Raw genomic sequence first — 19577 nt, 5'->3', positions numbered from 1 at the left:
ACCCAGTCTGCGACATATTGTGGAAAATCAGGGCTTGTCAGAGTTTTAACACGATATATAGTTATCTTAAGGCCGGGGCGGGTGCTCTCCGCTCTGGTGTCACAAACGGGCAGCCGAGAGCGAGGAGCGATTCTGTGATGGACGGAGATTTCAGGACCGAATTTGTAAGAGAGCCGGGTATGCTCAAACAACACCCGGCCCTGGTTTTGAACGCCGATTACCGCCCCTTGTCCTACTACCCGCTGTCATTGTGGCCCTGGCAAGAGGCGATCAAAGCGGCCTGGCTGGATCGGGTCGACATCGTGGCCGAATATGACGAGGTCGTCCGAAGCCCGAGCACCGAGATCCGAATACCCTCGGTCGTTGTTTTGAAAGACTATGTAAAACCCAGAAAGCGCGTGGCCTTCACGCGCTTTAATTTATTTTTGCGGGATGAATTCCGCTGCCAGTACTGCGGCAGCCGCGATAACCTGACATTTGACCACGTGGTCCCACGCGCGGCAGGCGGCGTGACCAGCTGGCAGAACGTGGTGGCAGCATGCAGCCCGTGCAATCTGCGCAAAGGGTCCAAATCGCTGCGTCAGGCGGGGATGACATTGCGCAAACCGCCGCGTCAGCCTGATGCTGAGGCTCTGCGCAATATCGGTCGGAAGTTCCCGCCCAACCACCTGCACGAAAGCTGGATCGACTTCCTGTATTGGGATGCGGAACTGGACGAGTTTTAAGCGCGTGCCCGCCAGGCCGCGATCCAGATCAGCATCAGCACTGCCGAAGCGATGGCGTTCCACCCTGCCATCGAGATACCGAACATCTCCCACGGAATATCGTCGCATCGCACCAGCGGCGCGTTCATGATCTGATCGAACAGGTCATCGGTGCTCAGCCCGCTGATATCGCCCGAGGTGCAGCTGCTGGGGCCTTCCCACCAGCCTTGTTCGACGCCAGCGTGAAAAACGCCGATGGCCGCGGTTGTTGCAGCCGCAGCTGCACCCAGCAACGGCAGGATACTAAATCTTGGCAATGCCAGCGCGACCGCACCGATCGCGATAGCCACTGCGTGCGGGTAGCGCTGCCAGATGCACATCTTGCACGGTGCAAGCCCGCCCAAATGCTGAAAGCCGAACGCCGCCAATAAAAGGGCTGCTGAGCCAATCGTGGCCAGAGCCACAAGTCGGGATTGTTTTGTCATAAATATTTAACCGCCACGAACCCGCCAAAGAGTAGGATGATGAACAGCGTGAACATAAGACCCAGACGCTTTTCGATAAAGTCCCGGATCGGTTCGCCAAAGCCCCAAAGCAGGCCGGCAACCAGAAAGAATCGCATGGCACGCGCCAGAATCGATGTGGCGATGAAGGTGCCCAGCGGCATTCCGGTCCAGCCGGACATGATGGTGATGACCTTGTAGGGGAAGGGCGTTACGCCTGCGGCCAGCACCGCCCAGAAGCCGAAATCGTTGAAACGCGTGTTGAACTCTTCCATCGCGTGCGCCTTGCCCATGGATTCCAGAATGGGCTGGCCGATGCTTTCATAGAAAAACGCTCCAATCGCATATCCCAGCATCCCGCCCAACACCGAAGCCACCAACGCGACGGTCGCAATCAACCAGGCGCGCGATGGACGCGCTAGAATCATCGGAATCATCAGGACGTCAGGAGGAATCGGAAAAAACGAGCTTTCGATAAAGGCGACGATGGCCAAGGCCCACAGGGCATGAGGGTGTTCGGCCAGACGAATGGTCCAGTCATAAAGCGATCGTAACATATACAGTACTCAAATCCCGTTTAGCGGCCCCAAGAAGGCAAACCATGCACCTGACGGACCGTCAACCGCCCAGATTGAAACAAATGGAATATGGGATGTTTTTTGCCTCTGGACCTTCCCGCGCTTGGGCGCTAATCCAGTGTCGGTGGCCCAAGTGGCGGAATGGTAGACGCAGGGGATTCAAAATCCCCCGCCTTCACGGGCGTGAGAGTTCGAGTCTCTCCTTGGGCACCACATTTTCTTTTAACCTGCTATTTGTTTCTCGTGATCAGATAGTTGCGTCGCTTTGTTGTCATGGCTTTTGATGCGCTGCCTTGAAACGCGCGATTGATCTGCCTTGCGAAAACTTGAGTGCAAAAAACGAAGCGGCAACGATTTGGTGTGGTTTTCTTCAACGCCTAAAATCTGAGCGGTCCAAGAAAACGAGTCAGGGGAAAAGGGAAACAATTACGGCGCTGCGCTTCAATTGTTCACCGCATGTTTTTAACTTCATGGCCAAAGGCGAAGCCGGACATATGCCTCAAACCTTGTTCTGATACCATTTCAGAACAAACACCCGAATGGCCGAAGCAAGGCCAGTTTCAGGATCGCGTTCAACATCAATTTCAGCGGCCAAAACATTGATCGGAATACTTTTTTCAGCAGCTATGTCGCGGAAAGCTCGCCAGAATTCATCTTCAAGCGACACGGATGTTCGGTGACCCTTGAGTGTCAGAGAGCGTTTGATTGGGCGGCCGCTCATTCGTCTAACTCGCGCTTGTCGAGTTCGCGCTTCAGCTTGTCCCGTTCGAACTTGACGATTTCCTTCTCGGCCTTGGTGCGTCCGAAAGCGACAGCATTCTGATCCGCGCGGGCTTTCTTTTCAGCCCGCGCTTTTTCTTTACGATACCGGTTCAGGTTAACCGGCTTGCCCATCAGTCTTTTGGACCAATCATCTGCTCGGGGCGGACGACGGCGTCAAAGGTTGCTTCGTCCACAAAGCCCAGCGCGATGGCTTCTTCCTTGAGGGTTGTGCCGTTCTTATGCGCCGTCTTGGCCACGGTGGTGGCGTTGTCGTAACCGATAGTCGGTGCCAGCGCTGTCACCAGCATCAGCGATTCCTTCATCAGCTTGTCTATGCGTGGCTCGTTGGCCTTGATTCCCATCAACATCCGCTCGGTAAAGCTGTCAGAGGCATCACCCAGCAGTTGGATCGATTGCAGCAAGTTGTAGGACATCATCGGGTTGTAGACGTTCAGCTCGAAATGACCTTGGCTGCCTGCGAAAGTCATCGCAGCGTTGTTGCCCATCACGTGGGCGGCGACTTGGGTCAACGCTTCGGCCTGTGTCGGGTTCACCTTGCCGGGCATGATCGACGAACCGGGTTCGTTCTCGGGCAAGATCAATTCGCCCAGACCCGACCGCGGGCCGGAGCCCAGGAAACGGATATCATTGGCGATTTTGTAGCAGCTGCCTGCAATCGTCGCCAAAGCACCGGACAGGAAGACCATGGCGTCATGGGCCGCCAATGCTTCGAACTTGTTTGGCGCGGTGACGAAGGGCAGGCCGGTAATATCGGCCATGTGGCCTGCGACGGCCTCGCCCCAACCGTGCTGGGTGTTCAGTCCTGTGCCAACAGCGGTACCGCCTTGCGCCAGTTCGTAAATCCCAGGCATCGCCGCGTGAACGCGGGCAATTCCCTGACGGATTTGATGAGCGTAACCGCTGAATTCCTGTCCCAGCGTCAGAGGCGTCGCGTCCTGCGTGTGGGTCCGACCGATCTTGATGATGTCTTTGAACTCTTCGGCCTTCTGCTCCAGTCCTGCGGCCAGTTTTTCAAGACCCGGAAGCAGCACGTCACGCACGCTGGTCGCGGTGGCCACATGCATGGCGGTGGGGAAGGTGTCGTTCGACGATTGACCCATATTGCAGTGATCGTTCGGATGCACCGGGTCTTTTGAGCCAATCAAACCACCCAAAATTTCGATGGCGCGGTTTGCAATGACCTCGTTGGAGTTCATGTTTGATTGCGTGCCCGAGCCTGTCTGCCACACGACCAGCGGGAAATTGTCATCAAACTTGCCTTCGATCACTTCACCTGCGGCTTGGATGATTGCGTCGGCGATCTTGGCGTCCAGCTTGCCAATGGCCTTGTTCTGCATGGCGCAGGCTTTTTTGATCACGCCCAGCGCGCGTACGATAGCGACGGGCTGTTTTTCCCAGCCAATAGGGAAATTCATGATCGAACGCTGCGTTTGTGCGCCCCAATACTTGTCGGCAGGGACCTCTAGCGGGCCAAAGCTGTCGGATTCGGTGCGGGTCTGAGACATCTGTCACTCCGTCTGGTATGCAGTTGTATGCCGTTTAGCCGCAGCAAAGCCATGACGCAATCGGCCAGTTGGGCGCACCTTAAACTCAGGCGTACCAAAGGTATAGGTGCCGGGGTGCGTCACTTTAATGAGAAAGAGATGGATTGTGCCATTGTGCGCAGCCCCCTCTGAGCTACAATAGAAAGGTGAATCCCGTGGAGGACAAAATGCCAAATTTCCATAGATTTGCACTAGCCAAAGCCGTCGCGGTCTTTGCGGTGTGCATGGTTTGGTTGTCCGTGTTCAGCGTGTCCGCGCGCGCGGCGGACATTGCGCCGTTTGTCGGGGATTACATTGGGTCTGCAAACGTTGTGGATGCTGATGGCACCTCTACCCCGCGGGATATGAGCGTTTCTATTTTCGAAACCGAAGACGGGTTTAATGTGAGCTGGCGTACCACAACCTATAAGCTGGACGGGCGAGTAAAGAACCAAAAGTTCTCAATCGACTTTGTGCCTTCGGGGCGTGGGGATTTGTTTTCAGCCGCAATGAAGCGCAATGTGTTTGGCCACGAAGTGCCGTTGGACCCGATGAAAGGGGAGCCTTTTGTTTGGGGTCGAATCGTTGGTGATACGTTGACAGTTTATTCCTTGTTCATTGATTTGGATGGCGGGTACGAATTGCAGCAATACGATCGTACGCTTGCAGAAGGCGGGTTGAACTTGTCGTTCTCTCGTTTCATCGAAGGTGTGAAATCACGGTCGGTCGAGACTTTCCTACAAAAGAAATAACCCCGCGCGTGGCGGGGTTGAGGTCTATTTGCGGAAGCTGTCCAGTGACACGACGTCTGCGTCGTGGTGTGGTTCTTCTTCTTCGACTTCAATCGTCTCTTCTGCGATATGATCGTCATCCATATCGTCCTCAGGGCTCTCAAAGCGCAGGCCGAACTCCACAGAGGGGTCAACAAACGTCTTGATCGCGGCGTAGGGGATATAAAGCGGTTCGGGCGCATCACCGAAATTCAGAGTGATGGCAAAGCCGGTCTCACCAACCTCGAGGTTTTCGAACCAATGCTGCATGACAATCGTCATTTCTTCCGGATAACGTTCGCGCAACCAGTCGGCGATATCCACACCGTCCTCGCGCGTGTCGAAGGTAATGAAGAAATGATGTGCACCGGGTAATCCGGTTTCGGAAACATCTGTCAGCACTTTCTTGATAAGCCCGCGCATGGCGGAGTGCATCAGGTTGCCGTAATCGATGCCTTGCGACATGTGTGATCCTCAAAAGTGGTTATGCCCAGCATAGGGCTTTTGTTCGGAAACGAAAGAGCGGGTATGACCGGATTGATCAGATATTGTGTGCGGCCAGCCCAGCGATGGACATCAGGGCCAACACCGTGCCCATCCCCAATTTTAGTCGAAATATCAAGACCCCAGCCAGAGCGGTTAAGCCCAACGCAGCAAAATTTAACTGGGAAAGCTGTGGGGCAGGTATTGCTAGCGGCCCCCAGGATATGTTCGGCACTGATTCGAATAGAACGTTCAGGGCGAACCACACGGAAAGGTTGAGAATCACGCCGACAACAGCGGCGGTGATGCCATTGAGGGCCGATGACAGGCGCGGGCGCGTGGCAAGCCGGTCCAGATACGGGGCGGCCAGGAAGATCCATAGAAAACAGGGCGCAAAAGTCGCCCAGAGCGCAACTGCACCGGCCGCCAACGCCAAGCTGAAGCCTCCGTTAAGTTCACCGGCAAGCATTGCAACAAATTGGGTGACAAGGATCAGGGGGCCGGGTGTCGTTTCCGCAAGACCCAATCCGTCGATCATTTGATCTGTGCTGATCCAGTGGTACTGATCCACAACCGTCTGCGTCATATAGGCCAGCACCGCATAAGCGCCGCCAAAGGTGACGACGGCCAGTCGCGCAAAGAACCAGCCCAAATCGCTGAGCAGTTGATGCCCGCTGAGGGTCAGCGCGAACAATGGTCCAAGCCAAAGCGGCAACCAGATAGCAACTGTTTTGAGTGATCGTTTCAGGTGCGATGGCTGAACTGGGCCAGGCGGTTCCGTTGGGCCACGAAACGTCGCATATCCCCAAAGCGCAGCGGCAAGAATGATCAAGGGAAAAGGCAGGTTCAGCAGAAAAATGGAAGCGAAAGACAGTGCGGCGATTATGCGGTGGTCTTTGTCCATTAAGGCTTTACGCGAGAGATTGCGCAGCGCCTGCAAGACGATCATAATAACCGTTGCTTTGATGCCAACAAAGGCGGATTGGACCAACGGAACATCGCCAAACGTGGAATATAGCGCGACCAATACCGCAATAACCAAAGCGCCGGGCAAGACAAACAAACTGCCGGCGATCAGCCCGCCTGTTACGCCGCGCAGGCGCCAACCGGCATAGGTGGCCAGTTGCATCGCCTCCGGACCCGGTAGCAACATGCAAAGTGACAGGGCGCGCAGGTAGGTCTGTTCATCAAGCCATGGTCGGCGCTCGACAAGTTCCTGATGCATCAGGGATATTTGCGCAGCCGGACCCCCAAAGGACAGCAGCCCGATCCTGCCAAAAACCCGGATGAGGTCTTTAATCGACGGCGTCATGGTCTTGCTCACGTCGCAAGATCCGAAATCTTTGACCCGATCCCGAAACTGGAGCCGTTGAAAACACTCAAGGCTATCGGGATCTGCTGTGTAGTATCGGGCGGCCAAGTCACAACATGAAATCCTGCAAGTGTCGAAAGATGCGAAACTTGCGGCACCGCCTTGGGTGTTCGCACTTGGACCCCATGGCGCTTGCTAACGTGCAAGCGCGATTGGGGTCAAGATTGGTTTGGGGTCAGGCCCAGTCCAGACGCTGCCCTGTCATGCACACGGGCAGGGTGTCGGATGGGAACTGGCCCAACTCTTCAAAGAACGAGATGAAATCAAAGTGATTATAGGCTTCAACCATCTTGTCGCCTTTGAACCGAGCCATCACCTGACCGGTGACCTCCAAAGGCGCGCCGTTATCGGCGCGGAAAGTGCGAACATTCAAAATGGCTGACACCCAATCCCCATTTTCAATGATCTTGGGCAGCTCGACCTTGATGTCGCCCAGAATATGGCGGAAAGCAGTGACCAGATCGCGGAAGTCATCAGCCCCGACCTGCATTTCGGGAATCAACCCTTCGGCCATTGTTTCAGGTGCAAAATACTGATCGATTGCCTCGGTGTTTCCGTGTTCCCAAACTTCGGAATACCACTTTCTGAGTATCTCTGAATTTGTCATTCCAGCTCTCCTGTCCAAGTGAGGGCACGATGACACTCAGAAATGAACAAACTCTGAATGCGCCCTAAAAAGGGAAATAACGTCAGACATTTCGGGGAATAATGCAGGTTTCTGTTGCCAGGTACCTGCGAACCCCGCCTTACGCGGCTAGGCGCAAGGGCTTAGATTTCGGTCTTGTTACTGCTTACGCAGCAACTGCAACCGGAGCACGATTGTCGTTTGCAATTGTACTAGTTTCGCCGATAACGGTGGCAGACAGCCGAGACAAAGCTAACCCCTTTAGACGTTCGTCGATCCTATTTCGGCCCCAAAATCCCCAAACGAAGGATGGTTGGTGGAGCCGCCGGGTACCGCCCCCGGGTCCGATCCGCTTATTACGAGCGCGTTTATGTCCATAGTCCCGAAGGACATCCCATATATAGGTGAGGAGATGGAGAGATGCAAACTCCGATTGCATCCAGATCTATGTAGTAACCCCAATTGGTTAAGTTGTCTTGTTAATGTTTGCAGCTATCAGCCAAACGGCTAGAACCAGCTCGATTCCCCCAAAGATCAACGCCTTGGTCAGAGGTGGGTTATCAAGTGCAATCGACACGAACCGGCCCAATGCCGCCCCAGCATAAACAACGCCCAGCATCACATAGGCCATCGGGTTATTCAGCCAGATCACGGCAAGTCCGGTGACGACAAACAGCCCTCCGACCGAGGCGCGCATCTCAGATAAGCCCATCGTGCTGTTGGTCGGGGCCAGATCAAGGGCCGACGCAGTGTGGGCCGGGGCCAGAAATCCAAACGCGCCGAACCCAACGGTCAGCAAGGCAGCGATGACGTTCAATGTTGTGACCATACCAGCCCCCTTGTGATTCAGGCCGCGTAGGCGGCGTCGAAGAAATCGCGTTCCAGTTCGACCGCACGATGGAACAAACGCGTGACCTCGGCCTGTTCTGCCGTATTCAGCGTTTGCCAAACCTTATCCAGCTGTCCACGCAGGTATTCGACCACGCTTTCGAATCCTTCACCTGCATGTAGCGTGATCCATTCGGCAAACCAGAAGGGCAGGTCGTCTTTGGGTGGGTTTTCCGGGCTGGCCCAGCTAAGGTAAACCCATTCTGCAACGACCAGCACCGCCAGCATGTTCTGATAACGGCCCGAGGCCACGGCCTCGGCCATCAGGTCCTGAAACGCCCGTGTGGCAGGGGCAGGCTGGGTGCTGGGTTCTGTGCCCAAAGCCTCCATCGCACGCAGGAAATAAGTGTTCTCGGGGCCTGTGATCACCGCGAGAAACTGAGCGGCAGGCACGCTGTCGCCCAGGGTCGGGGCATGCGCAATTGCACTTGCAAGCAGGCGCACAAAGCCGTCGACGAACTGATAATCCTGCAGAAGGTACCAGCGCATCTTGTCCTCGGGCAGGGTGCCGTCCGACAGTTCGCGCGTAAAGGCATGGGTGGTGGCGGCTTGCCAATCGTCACTTCTGCCGAGACGCAGCATTTCGGTTGGGCGGGTTTGGTCCTGCATTCGGAAGCTCCGTATTTGTCTTTCCGCAGACAAAGCGCGTTTCAAATCAAAGTACAAGATCAACCAAGCGCCGACCAAAGACCAAGACCGCCCACCAATATCAGACTTATCGCCCAGATGAGTTCGAGGTTAAACCAACTGCGCGACAGAACCTGCAGGCCCAGCCAGCAATAGACAGCAAAGGCCAGCAGACCGCCGCCCAGAACCATGGCAGCAGTGTGCAGCGCGGCGACGCCCAGAACCAGCAGGGTGTTTGTTGTCATGATCTGAGAAATCGCTTGATGGCCAGCATCCAGTTCATCTACGGCACACAGCCCCAGATAGATTGGAACCAGCATAAGCGCGGCCCCATGCGCGAGGGCCACAAGGAAGGACCAAAGAGCCAGCTTGCTGGGGGGAATCCGTGACAGGAAACGGGGGTGACGACGGGTGATCGCGATGTATAAACCCATCCCGATCACGATCAACGCGGCACCAATTCGGATTTCTTTCTGATAGTCGACCAGAACCGCCATCAGGGCGAAAGGCAGCAAGACCCCCAGCATGGCCACAAAATGCCCGCCTGCCAAAGCCGCCAGCGCTTGCCAGAGCGCAGACGGGCGTTGCTCCATCAAGGCGGAAGAAACAGCCAGCGGCCAGCCCATGCCCGGATTCAACCCGTGATAGGCGCCGCTGAGAACAACGGCCAGCCAGAGGCCAGCCGTTGATGTCATCAAGACCTCCAATTCAGACCGACGGGTAACAGAAGCTGTCGGTTGAACAGTCTCCGCCCTCTAACCTTATCTGATGGCTGCGATAGCCTTTGGGGAACTCCACCCAGAAATTCGGATCCAGCGTCAGCCCTCCGTTCTCTCCAACATCAGCCTTGACCATCGCCGCGCCGCGCTCGCCCGGATAGAACTGATCATCCCATGTGGAATAAAGCGAATTGGTCCAGTAGACGCGTTTTCCGTCACGGCTGATTTCAACCATTTGCGGACCATAGCCGAAATCCTGACCGTTCGGGTGCTTGGTTTTCTTGACGATACCACCAATCTCTACTTTGCCAGCCAGAGTCGGGTTCATTGGGTCCGAGACATCATATTGGTGCATCTCTCCGGTACCCCAGCAAGCAACATAGAGGTATTTGTCGTCGAGACTTAGGTCGATATCGGTGACCAATGGCGGAACAGCTGAAAAACCCTTGAGCAGGTCTGGCAGATCGTCCGGGTCGGCCGGTTGCGGATCGATTGTAATGGTTTTCTTGGCCTCGAATGTGCCGTCGTCATTGCGCCACCATGTAAAGATCGCACCTTGCAGATTGGTGGTATCGACAACAACCCCGCAGAACCCGTATTGCTTGATCGGATCATGGGCCGGGCGGATTTCCAGCGCCATCTGGTGATTTTCTCCCAGATCGATGGTTTGGATATTGGTCCGGTTGCGCAGGTTCCAGAAATGTATGCGATGGCCGTATTTATTCGACAGCAGGTCCTCAGCCACGATACCGTTCTCGAATTGCGGCGGCAGACCCCATTCGGAACTGACCATGTAGTCGCGCGGTAGATTCCACCAGAAATCATAGTGCTTGTCCTGCACGCCACGCTCGATCTCATAACGCCCGATGATCTCGAAGCTTTCGCAATCCATAATGAAGATGCCCGGAGGTCCGTCGGTACCATCCGCGCCACCGCCGCCCAGAGTACTGACATAGATGCCCTCAGGCCCGCAATGGATCGTATGCGGGCGTGAATATCCAGTCTTTGCAAAGACTTCTTCGGGTTCGATAATCTTGTGGATCTTCGCCTCAAGCGGGTTTTTGACGTCAATGACGTAAATCCTGCTGGACCGAATGCCGGGGATGATTAGATAACGTCGCTCTAGAAACGCGTGCCCGGTCAGCGGCGAAAGGGCGGACGAACATGCATTCCAACCGAAATGGTGAAACTCATCACCTTTCTCAGGCATTATTACCTGATGCACGATCTTTCCGAAGTCGTCAGATGTCGGATCGACATTCACAACCGCCAGCCCGTCTGGTTGCGAAAAATCAGGGCTTAGCATCAAGGTGAAAGCAAGCGTTTCGGTGGGGCCCTCCATTGCCAGTTTGGCGGATGGATAAAAGGTTGGGTCCGGTCTTGTATTCATAACGTCCTCCCGTAAGTCATTGGTCTTCAATTCATATTGAGAGTTCCGGTCTTGTCGCCGGGTGACATTCTACCTGCTCGTCTGCCTTTCGTTCAGGTTGCGTTGCAAGTTTGGCCTTTAGGCCGGTTTACGTTTGCGATCGGCCACGTCCTGGGCCAGTTGTCGGGTGTAATGCTCCAGATCCACCAACGCGGCGTCTACGGCATCCGCATTCTGGGCCTCAAGCGCGTCCACTATTCTTGTATGCAGTCCTATTATCGCCTCTCGAGACCGCGCGGTGAATGTGATCATGTTCATCAACGGTTGCATCGCTTCTACAGCTCCGGCCAGTTGGTAAGACAAAACGGGATTTTCCGCACCATCCACCAACGCACGGTGGAATGTGACATCCGAGGCGCAAAACGCTTCATCCGTAAGGCCAGGTTGCGACTGGCGAAAGATCTCCGCCCGCATGGTGGCCAGTTGATCCGCTGTGCGTCGCTGGGCGGACAAAGGCGCACAGGCCCTTTCCAGTGCATAGCGCGCCTCGCATGCGGTATCGAAGCTGACGGCGTTCATCGATAGCAACAGGGTCGAGGTTGTAACTTGCTGTGAATAGGCGTCCTCAAAACTCAAACGGTTTACAAACGCGCCACCCGATGCGCCACGTTGTGTGCGGATCAAAGACTGAGCCGCCAGCCGTTTTAACGCTTCTCGCACGGTAGGGCGCGAGACCTGAAACTGATCGGACAACTCAGCCTCTGACGGCAAGCGGGCGTCCCCGATAAGCTCACCCGACACAATCGCATCCCGAATGGCTTGAGCGATCTGGGCGGACAGGTCAGCGGTTTTTCGGGGGGCGGCTTTCATGTTCAGAGGACCTTGGGCAAATTTTTATTTGTCTGACATTTAAAAGTCTGACATTTGAAAAGCAAGGGAGTTGAGTCGGGAGGCTGAAGTGAGTCGTACTTGGCTGCGCAGCGGAATGTGGCTGGGCTTTTATGTTCTGATCCTGTGGGCGTGGTGGGTCATGTTCTCGATGAGCCGGGACATGGACCTTGATCTGATCGGTCGCCCCGGACCCATGGGGCAGGCCATGGCGGCCATGGATCCGCGCATGGACATGTATATGCCCATGGCCGAGTTTGGGCCGCTGTTTTCAATGTGGGCGATCATGATGGCGGCTATGATGCTGCCCACGCTTGTACCAACCCTGCGCAGCTATGACGACCTGATCCGCAGCGCCAATGGCAGCCGTGCGGGTTGGCTGGGTGTTCTGGCGGGGTACTCGATCGTGTGGGTTGGGTTTGCGGCTCTGATCGCCGGGATTCAGCTGGCTTTGCTGTTTGGCGGTGCGGTCGATATGCTGGGCATCGCCAAGTCCGGCTGGATTGCGGGCGGATTGATGATTGCAGTGGGGGCCTTTCAGTTCACCCGCGCGAAAGAGGTCTGCCACGGCGTTTGTCATGCCCCGATGACCTATTTTCTGGGCCATTGGAAAACCGGCTTCGCGGGCGGGGTCCGCATGGGTTTGAGCCTGGGCGCGTTTTGCGTCGGCTGCTGCTGGGGTTTTATGGCGCTGGGATTTGTGGGCGGTGTCATGAGCTTGTTGTGGATGGGTCTCGCGACACTGTTCATGGTTTTGGAGAAACTCCCCCAAATCGGGCACGCGATCACGCGGCCCATGGGGTTTGTATTAATTACGGGCGGTCTCGTCCTGCTCGTCTATCCAATTAGCTACGGAGGTTAAGCCAATGGCAAAAAACAGAAAACCAGAAGCCGATCGGTTGCCCATCAGTCAGCGGATTGACAGCCGGATGCCAAACCCGAAACGGCGCGAAATGAGCCCAACGGAATGGTCGATCAAGGGCGAATTGATCCTGAACTGCTCGTGCGATGTATTCTGCCCCTGTGTTGTGTCGTTGGGTGCGCATCCTCCGACCGAGGGCCATTGCCATGCTTGGATGGGCGTCATCATCGATGAAGGGCACTATGAGGGCGAAGATCTTTCTGGGCTGAAGGTCGGTCTGTTGGTCGATATCCCGGGCCGGATGGGCGAAGGCCAGTGGAAAGTGGCGGCTTATGTAGACGAACGTGCCAGTGGCAAGGCGTATAACGGGTTGCTGCAAATCTTCAGCGGGCAGGCGGGCGGAACCACCGGGCTGTTCACCATGCTGGTGAGTGAGATCATCGGGGCCGAGCGCGCGCCCGTTCAGATCGAACGCGACGGCACCAAGCGCCGCATCATGATTGGCCGAAAGATACAGGGCGAGATTGAGATGCTGGGCGGTAAAGACCCAGAGCATCCCGTCATGGTTTCGAACTCGAAATACTGGATGGGCCCTGATATTATCGTGGCGCGGGGCACGAAGTCGAAAGTGCGTGATTACGGCCGGGTTTGGGATTTTGGCGGTAAGTCAGCCGAGATTTGTCCGATTGACTGGCATGGGCCTAAGTAATGATCACCGGCGCTTATGCACGTGAGATGGCGCAGTATAATCATTGGCAAAACAAGCAGTTGTCGGAGTTTATGCAAGCTTTGAGTCACGAGGAGCTGATCCTTGAACGCGGAGCGTTTTTTGGTTCGATCCTAGGTACCGCCAACCATCTGCTCTGGGGGGACTGGATCTGGATGTCCCGCTTTGACAAGGGGGACGGGCCAGAAAGCAACATTCACCGCGCGGGCGGCGGTATTCATGAAAGTGTGTATCTGTGCCCCGACCTGTCTGTATGGCTGCCCTTGCGAGAAAAGATTGATGCCCGCATCATCCGATGGGCTGACAGCTTGGGCGACGAACCTCTGACGGGTCCGTTCACGTGGTATTCAGCCGCGAAGGAGGCTGACATTACTTTGCCCTATGCGCGGTGCGTCATCCACATGTTCAATCATCAAACCCACCACCGGGGACAAGTGCACAAGATGCTGACTGAGGCGGGATCTGAAGCGCCGGTCAGTGATCTTGTCTTCATGCCGCAGGAGGATTGAATGCCGCAAATATCTCCTTCGCGCCGTTTGAGGCGCACGCCATTCTCGGATGGGGTCGAAGCTGCTGGGGTCAAAGGATATACGGTATATAACCGTATGTTATTGCCTACTGTTTTCGAAAGCGTTGAGGCCGACTATCGGCATTTGAAGACCCATGTGCAGGTGTGGGACGTCTCGTGTGAGCGACAGGTCGAACTACGCGGGCCGGATGCCGCACGCCTGATGCAGATGCTCACTCCGCGCGATTTGCGTGGGATGTTGCCGGGGCAGTGTTTCTATGTGCCGATCGTCGATGAAACAGGTGGAATGCTAAACGACCCGGTGGCTGTGAAGCTGTCCGAAGATCGTTGGTGGATTTCGATTGCGGACAGTGACCTGTTGCTTTGGGTCAAAGGGATCGCTGTGGGATACCGTCTGGATGTTCTCGTGGACGAGCCGGATGTGTCGCCGCTTGCTGTTCAGGGCCCCAAGGCGGACGAACTCATGGCCCGCGTATTTGGCGACCGCGTGCGGGATATCCGGTTTTTCAAGTTTGACATGTTCGAGTTTGAGGGACGCGATTTGGCCGTGGCGCGCTCGGGTTATTCCAAACAGGGCGGATTCGAGATTTATGTTGAGGGCAGCGACATTGGTATGCCCCTCTGGAACGCTTTATTCGCTTCAGGAGAAGACCTTGAGGTGCGTGCCGGCTGTCCAAACCTGATCGAACGGATCGAGGGTGGCTTGCTGTCCTATGGCAATGACATGACGGATGATAACACTCCGCACGAGTGTGGCTTGGGCAAGTTCTGCAACACGCATACCGCAATCGGCTGCATTGGCCGCGATGCATTGCTGCGTGTGGCCAAAGAGGGGCCCATTCAGCAAATCCGGCCTATTGCCATCGCGGGCGATCCTGTGCCGGGCTGCGATAGGCCCTGGGGTCTCTACGCGGATGGAAAATGGGTCGGGCAGGTGACTTCGGCGACCTGGTCCCCTGACTTCAAGACCAACGTAGCCATTGGCATGGTGCGATTGAGCCATTGGGACGCGGGAACGGAACTGGATGTTGAGACACCGGACGGGATGCGTCACGCAACCGTGCAGTCACATTTCTGGATTTGACACGGGGGTTGGGGGCGCTGCCCCCGTCGCTGCGCGACTCCCCCGAGGTATTTTGGGCCAGGTGAAGAACTGGTCCGGGCGCAGAAACACGAAAGGAATTGAGATATGTTCAATGCTCTTGTGATGGAGAAGGACGAAGAAAGCGGTTTGGCGAGCCCATCGGTCAAGCAATTGTCTGAAGATGATTTGCCGCATGGTGAAGTCACCGTTGCTGTCGAGTATTCGACGGTCAACTACAAGGACGGGCTCTGCCTGTCTGCTAAAGGCGGCGGGCTGGTCCGGTCCTACCCGCACGTTCCGGGCATTGACTATGCCGGTACGGTAGAGGCTTCGTCAGATGATCGCTACAAGCCAGGGGACAAGGTCGTTCTAACCGGTTGGCGCGTGGGTGAGGCGCATTGGGGCGGTTATTCTCAGAAAGCCAATGCGCGGGCCGATTGGTTGGTTCCGCTCCCGGACGGGTTGGACACGCGGCAGGCCATGGCTGTGGGTACCGCCGGGTTTACGGCGATGCTTGCGGTGATGGCGCTGGAGGATCATGGACTGACCCCGGATCGGGGACCGGTTCTGGTGACAGGCGCTGCAGGTGGTGTTGGATCGGTGGCCACGGCAATTCTGGGCAAGCTGGGATATGAGGTCGCCGCAGTAACCGGGCGGCCCGAAACCGGGGACTATCTGAAATCCTTGGGCGCGACGACCATTGTGCCGCGCGAAGACCTAAATGAGACCACCAAACGCCCGCTGGAAAGTGAAACCTGGGGTGGCTGTGTGGATGCAGTGGGTGGCGATATGTTGGCGCGTGTTCTGGGTCAGATGAAATACGGCTGTTCCGTTGCGGCAGTTGGTTTGGCTGGCGGGGCTGGATTGCCGGCGACAGTGATTCCATTCTTGCTGCGTGGGGTGAACCTGTTGGGCATCGACAGTGTAATGCAGCCCTTTGACAATCGGCTGCGCGCCTGGAAACGGATCGCCACGGATCTGCCGATGGACAAGTTGGACGCGATGATCCAACCCGCTGTGTTGTCAGATTTACCTCAGCTGGGGGCCGATATCCTGAAAGGACAGGTCAAGGGTCGCGTCGTAGTGGATGTAAACGCTTAGGTTCGAGCTTTCCAGCAGACCTGGACGGATTATTCCGACCAGGTCTGAGGTCGCAGGTTTGGTACAAAATGGTCGCAGCGCCTCTGGCCATTGATACAATTCCCGATCATGATTGCTATACATCCCATTTGCGATGGCGTAAGACCCATCGAAAGAGTACCTGAATACGGGGAGTGAGCAGCATGTCTGACGACTTCGAACTGGACACCGACGATCTCAAGCGCCGCATGGATGGCGCCATGGCCAATCTGAAAACCGAATTTGCCTCGCTGCGCACGGGGCGCGCATCGGCTTCCATGCTGGAACCTATCATGGTTGACGCGTATGGCTCGATGACGCCGATCAACCAAGTGGGCACAGTGAACGTGCCCGAACCGCGTATGGTGACTGTAAATGTCTGGGACAAGTCACTGGTGGGAAAGGTGGAAAAAGCCATTCGAGAAAGCGGACTTGGCATCAATCCTCAGCTGAACGGCACCATCATCATGTTGCCGATTCCCGAGCTAAATGAAGAACGCCGCCGCGAGCTGGGTAAAGTTGCCGGGCAATATGCGGAAAGCGCGCGAGTTTCGATCCGCAATGTGCGCCGCGACGGTATGGACCAGATCAAAAAAGCCAAGGCGGATGGAATGTCGGAAGATGACCAGAAGCTTTGGGAAAGCGAAGTTCAGGATTTGACGGATGAAATGATCAAGGCCGTTGATGTTGCGCTTGAGACCAAGCAAGCTGAAATCATGCAGGTCTGAGCTGGACTGATGCCCAAAGATCCCCAAATCGATCCGGTTTCCGGCCCACGCCACGTGGCTATCATCATGGACGGCAATGGTCGTTGGGCACAGGCGCGTGGCCGCCCCAGACTGTATGGTCATCATGCGGGCGCGCGGCGTGTGCGAGAGGTGGTTGAGGCCTGTCCTGGCCTTGGGATCAAGTATCTGACTGTTTTCGCCTTTTCGACCGAGAACTGGAAGCGGACGCAGGTTGAGGTTGCAGGTCTGATGAGCCTGTTTCGTCGCTACATCATCAAAGAAACCCGGACACTTGCGGACAACGGAATCCGCGTTCGGTTCATCGGTGATCGCGTCCGGTTGGATTCGAAGCTGACCGATTTGATGGATGCTTTGGAACAGGAAACCAAGGACAACGACCTCGTGCATTTGACGGTGGCGTTGAACTACGGTGGCCGTGATGAGGTGGCGCGCGCCACCAAACGGTTGGCGCGTGATGTTGCCGAGGGGCGATTGAAGCCTGAAGAGGTGGACGAAGAAACTCTTCCTAAGTATCTGGATACGCGTGTTCTTCCTGATCCGGACCTTGTTATTCGCACCAGTGGCGAAGCGCGTATTTCAAACTTTCTTTTGTGGCAGTCGGCCTATTCGGAATACGAGTTTATCGATACTTTGTGGCCGGACTTTACGGCCGCCGAACTGGAAGCGCTATGCCGCAACTATGGCTCGAGAGAGCGCCGGTTCGGAGCGGTGCTGGCATGAGCGAAGGCCGATGGTCTGACCTGACAGCACGGGTTCTTTCTGCAGTCGTGCTGGTTATGGTGGGCGCGGTCGAGGTGTGGCTGGGCGGTGTTTGGTTTGAAACTTTTATCGCTGCAGCTTGCGGTTTGATGACCTGGGAACTGGTTCGGATGATCGATCCAAAAAGCCAGGGTACGGCCATTCAGCTTGGCGTCCTGACAAGCGCTGCGGTTTTGCTGAGTTACCATCTGCCACCTCTGTACACATTACCTGTCATTGTCGCGCCCGCCTTGGTGGGAATGGGGCAGGTGAGCCGATCCAAGATCCTTTATGGGCTGTTTGCTGTCTGGATTGTCGGCGCCGGGTTGGGGTTCATCTCGGTCCGCGAGAATTTTGGCTTTAGTTGGATGGTTTGGCTGATTGCCGTGGTCGTCGCCACGGATGTCGCAGGGTACTTTGTTGGAAAAATGATCGGCGGACCTAAGTTCTGGCCCAAAGTTAGCCCTAAGAAAACATGGTCGGGAACATTGGGTGGATGGGCTGCCGCCGCCTGCGTCGGGGTGGCCTTTGCGGCCCATGCCGGTTTCGGATTCGCGTTTGTTGTTGTTTCGATATTGGCTTCAATGGCCAGTCAAGCTGGTGATATTATCGAAAGTGCAGTCAAACGAAAGTTTGGGGTCAAGGACAGTTCAAACCTGATCCCAGGCCATGGCGGCTTTCTGGATCGCTTTGACGGCATGATGGGCGCTGCCTTGTTTGTCCTTATAGCTGGGCTGTTTTACGCGCCGGGTGGGATGTAATGCGCAGGGTTTCTATTTTTGGGGCCACAGGATCGATTGGGCAAAACACGATCGATCTGATCTCACGCGCGCCAAGCGACTATGATGTCGTGGCTCTGACAGGTGGGGCGAATATTCAGAAACTGGCCAATGACGCGCGCCGTTTAGGGGCCGATCTGGCGGTGACGGCACATGAAGACAAGTTGGACGATCTGCGCGCCGCGCTTACTGGCAGCGAGGTCGAAGCAGCGGCTGGCGCAAACGCCATTGCCGAGGCTGCAACGCGCCCAGCGGATTGGATCATGTCAGCCATTGTGGGCTCAGCAGGGCTTGCGCCGGGGATTGAGGCGCTGAAACAAGGTTCAACGCTGGCGCTGGCCAACAAAGAAACGCTGGTCTGCGCAGGGTCTCTGGTCATGGAGACGGCCAAGGCTCATGATGCGCGACTGCTGCCGGTCGACAGCGAGCATTCAGCCGTTTTTCAAGCTTTGGTCGGAGAAGACATCACTGCCGTTGAGCGCGTGATCATTACGGCCAGCGGTGGAGCATTCCGGGACTGGCCGATGGAAGATTTGGTCAATGCCACCGTTGAACAAGCGTCCAGCCATCCGAACTGGGACATGGGACAGCGCATTACAATCGACAGTGCTTCGATGTTCAATAAAGCCTTAGAAGTGATTGAAACAAGGGAATTCTTCTCTGTTTCGCCTGCGCAGATCGAGGTTTTGGTGCACCCTGAATCCATCGTACATGCAATGGTCGGGTACCGCGATGGGGCTGTGATGGCCCATATGGGAGCACCGGATATGCGCCATGCCATCGGCTATGCCTTGCATTGGCCAGAACGACGCGATCTTCCAGTGGATCGGCTTGACCTGGCGAAGGTCGGACAATTGAACTTCAAAGCGCCTGATCTGAAGCGATACCCGGCTTTGAAACTGGCGTGGGATGTAATGGAGCGCGGTGGTCTGGCGGGGGCGGTGTTCAATGCAGCCAAGGAACGAGCGCTGGATCATTTTATTGCGCGCCGGATCTCATTTCTGGATATGGCAGATGCCGTGGCCGCCGTTCTTGACCGATTTGACGCATCAGACGGCCTTATTGATGCCCCGATGACCCTTGATAACGTGCATCAAACGGACCATTTGGCACGTCAATGGGTCGATGACACCGTGGTGGAACGAGCAGGATAGAATT

Annotated in this window: 24 protein-coding genes, 1 tRNA gene and 1 other RNA gene; 12 read left to right on the top strand and 14 right to left on the bottom strand. The window is 55.9% G+C overall.

The genetic code is table 11. From position 1 onward, the window contains the following. The first annotated feature begins 137 nt into the window (after positions 1–137). Complete coding sequence (locus GS632_RS05375) at positions 138–725, top strand: HNH endonuclease (RefSeq protein ID WP_171090203.1); 588 nt, start codon at positions 138–140, stop codon at positions 723–725. Here the strand turns inward: GS632_RS05375 and GS632_RS05370 are convergent. Together GS632_RS05370 and GS632_RS05365 are read right to left on the bottom strand one after the other, a co-directional pair. Then, positions 722–1189: a disulfide bond formation protein B gene (locus GS632_RS05370; RefSeq protein WP_171237622.1), complete on the bottom strand. Its 468-nt coding sequence runs from the start codon at positions 1187–1189 to the stop codon at positions 722–724. The genes GS632_RS05375 and GS632_RS05370 overlap by 4 nt on opposite strands. Beyond that, entirely contained in the window at positions 1186–1764 is a 579-nt protein-coding gene (locus tag GS632_RS05365; RefSeq protein WP_171090199.1) for a YqaA family protein, read from the bottom strand. The genes GS632_RS05370 and GS632_RS05365 overlap by 4 nt, the downstream gene beginning before the upstream one ends. A 148-nt stretch (positions 1765–1912) precedes the next feature. Between GS632_RS05365 and GS632_RS05360 the strand changes: the two genes are divergently transcribed. Further along, positions 1913–1998: transfer RNA gene (locus GS632_RS05360), tRNA-Leu, on the top strand. Positions 1999–2284: 286 nt separating this feature from the next. Here GS632_RS05360 and GS632_RS05355 read toward each other — a convergent pair. Genes GS632_RS05355 through fumC form a run of 3 tightly spaced genes read right to left on the bottom strand, consistent with a single transcriptional unit; the run spans position 2285 to position 4073 of the window. Next, positions 2285–2506: a ribbon-helix-helix domain-containing protein gene (locus GS632_RS05355; RefSeq protein ID WP_171237621.1), complete on the bottom strand. Its 222-nt coding sequence runs from the start codon at positions 2504–2506 to the stop codon at positions 2285–2287. Continuing rightward, the gene (locus tag GS632_RS05350; RefSeq protein WP_171173868.1) at positions 2503–2679 is read right to left on the bottom strand and encodes a DUF4169 family protein; all 177 of its coding nucleotides are present in this window, start codon (positions 2677–2679) and stop codon (positions 2503–2505) included. The genes GS632_RS05355 and GS632_RS05350 overlap by 4 nt, the downstream gene beginning before the upstream one ends. After that, on the bottom strand, positions 2679–4073 hold the full coding sequence (fumC, locus tag GS632_RS05345; protein WP_171721435.1) for a class II fumarate hydratase: 1395 nt from the start codon (positions 4071–4073) through the stop codon (positions 2679–2681). The genes GS632_RS05350 and fumC overlap by 1 nt, the downstream gene beginning before the upstream one ends. A gap of 206 nt (positions 4074–4279) precedes the next feature. Here fumC and GS632_RS05340 point away from each other — a divergent pair, with 206 nt between their 5' ends. Further along, positions 4280–4843 carry a hypothetical protein gene (locus tag GS632_RS05340; protein WP_171173872.1) on the top strand — a complete coding sequence of 188 codons (564 nt, stop codon included), beginning with the start codon at positions 4280–4282 and terminating at the stop codon, positions 4841–4843. A 24-nt stretch (positions 4844–4867) separates the two neighbouring features. Here GS632_RS05340 and GS632_RS05335 read toward each other — a convergent pair whose 3' ends face one another. The 9 genes from GS632_RS05335 to GS632_RS05295 all read right to left on the bottom strand — a co-directional run bounded on the left by GS632_RS05335 (position 4868) and on the right by GS632_RS05295 (position 11814). Further along, entirely contained in the window at positions 4868–5326 is a 459-nt protein-coding gene (locus tag GS632_RS05335) for an SspB family protein (protein ID WP_171173874.1), read from the bottom strand. Positions 5327–5402: 76 nt separating this feature from the next. After that, a complete protein-coding gene (gene chrA / locus GS632_RS05330) occupies positions 5403–6656 on the bottom strand; it encodes a chromate efflux transporter (RefSeq protein WP_171237841.1) in 1254 nt (417 codons plus the stop codon). A gap of 235 nt (positions 6657–6891) precedes the next feature. Then, a complete protein-coding gene (locus tag GS632_RS05325) occupies positions 6892–7323 on the bottom strand; it encodes an ester cyclase (protein WP_171173876.1) in 432 nt (143 codons plus the stop codon). 100 nt (positions 7324–7423) lie between these two features. Further along, positions 7424–7771, bottom strand: a transfer-messenger RNA (tmRNA) gene (ssrA, locus tag GS632_RS05320). Between the two features lie 36 nt (positions 7772–7807). Further along, on the bottom strand, positions 7808–8170 hold the full coding sequence (locus GS632_RS05315; protein ID WP_171173878.1) for a DUF4345 family protein: 363 nt from the start codon (positions 8168–8170) through the stop codon (positions 7808–7810). 17 nt (positions 8171–8187) lie between these two features. After that, positions 8188–8838, bottom strand: coding sequence for a TenA family protein (locus GS632_RS05310; protein WP_171237619.1), 651 nt, complete (start codon positions 8836–8838; stop codon positions 8188–8190). A gap of 59 nt (positions 8839–8897) precedes the next feature. Next, positions 8898–9551: a hypothetical protein gene (locus tag GS632_RS05305; protein WP_171237618.1), complete on the bottom strand. Its 654-nt coding sequence runs from the start codon at positions 9549–9551 to the stop codon at positions 8898–8900. 13 nt (positions 9552–9564) lie between these two features. Then, on the bottom strand, positions 9565–10965 hold the full coding sequence (locus tag GS632_RS05300; protein ID WP_171173884.1) for a selenium-binding protein SBP56-related protein: 1401 nt from the start codon (positions 10963–10965) through the stop codon (positions 9565–9567). A gap of 117 nt (positions 10966–11082) precedes the next feature. Further along, positions 11083–11814, bottom strand: a complete 732-nt coding sequence (locus GS632_RS05295) for a FadR/GntR family transcriptional regulator (protein WP_171173886.1) — start codon at positions 11812–11814, stop codon at positions 11083–11085. A 115-nt stretch (positions 11815–11929) separates the two neighbouring features. On the opposite strand from GS632_RS05295, the gene GS632_RS05290 reads away from it, so the two are divergent. From GS632_RS05290 to dxr, 9 genes are all read left to right on the top strand, one after another. After that, the gene (locus GS632_RS05290) at positions 11930–12694 is read left to right on the top strand and encodes a DUF2182 domain-containing protein (protein ID WP_171176165.1); all 765 of its coding nucleotides are present in this window, start codon (positions 11930–11932) and stop codon (positions 12692–12694) included. Positions 12695–12698: 4 nt separating this feature from the next. Next, positions 12699–13403: a DUF1326 domain-containing protein gene (locus GS632_RS05285; protein ID WP_171173889.1), complete on the top strand. Its 705-nt coding sequence runs from the start codon at positions 12699–12701 to the stop codon at positions 13401–13403. Further along, positions 13403–13930 carry a DinB family protein gene (locus GS632_RS05280; protein WP_171237617.1) on the top strand — a complete coding sequence of 176 codons (528 nt, stop codon included), beginning with the start codon at positions 13403–13405 and terminating at the stop codon, positions 13928–13930. The genes GS632_RS05285 and GS632_RS05280 overlap by 1 nt, the downstream gene beginning before the upstream one ends. Next, on the top strand, positions 13931–15034 hold the full coding sequence (locus GS632_RS05275) for a dimethylsulfoniopropionate demethylase (protein ID WP_171237616.1): 1104 nt from the start codon (positions 13931–13933) through the stop codon (positions 15032–15034). Between the two features lie 105 nt (positions 15035–15139). Beyond that, positions 15140–16135 (top strand): acryloyl-CoA reductase, encoded by a 996-nt coding sequence (gene acuI, locus GS632_RS05270; RefSeq protein WP_171721434.1) that lies wholly within the window; start codon positions 15140–15142, stop codon positions 16133–16135. 182 nt (positions 16136–16317) lie between these two features. Continuing rightward, positions 16318–16881, top strand: a complete 564-nt coding sequence (gene frr, locus GS632_RS05265) for a ribosome recycling factor (RefSeq protein ID WP_171173898.1) — start codon at positions 16318–16320, stop codon at positions 16879–16881. Between the two features lie 9 nt (positions 16882–16890). Continuing rightward, a complete protein-coding gene (locus tag GS632_RS05260; RefSeq protein WP_171173900.1) occupies positions 16891–17622 on the top strand; it encodes an isoprenyl transferase in 732 nt (243 codons plus the stop codon). Then, positions 17619–18401, top strand: a complete 783-nt coding sequence (locus GS632_RS05255) for a phosphatidate cytidylyltransferase (protein WP_171237614.1) — start codon at positions 17619–17621, stop codon at positions 18399–18401. The genes GS632_RS05260 and GS632_RS05255 overlap by 4 nt, the downstream gene beginning before the upstream one ends. Beyond that, on the top strand, positions 18401–19573 hold the full coding sequence (gene dxr / locus GS632_RS05250) for a 1-deoxy-D-xylulose-5-phosphate reductoisomerase (protein ID WP_171721433.1): 1173 nt from the start codon (positions 18401–18403) through the stop codon (positions 19571–19573). Before GS632_RS05255 ends, dxr begins: the two co-directional genes overlap by 1 nt. Positions 19574–19577: the final 4 nt, after the last annotated feature.

This window comes from Ruegeria sp. HKCCD7296 (assembly GCF_013110775.1).
Taxonomy (GTDB): Bacteria; Pseudomonadota; Alphaproteobacteria; order Rhodobacterales; family Rhodobacteraceae; genus Ruegeria.
The sequence above is the reverse complement of the archived record's forward strand: the minus strand, read 5'-3'. Positions and strand labels throughout refer to the sequence as shown.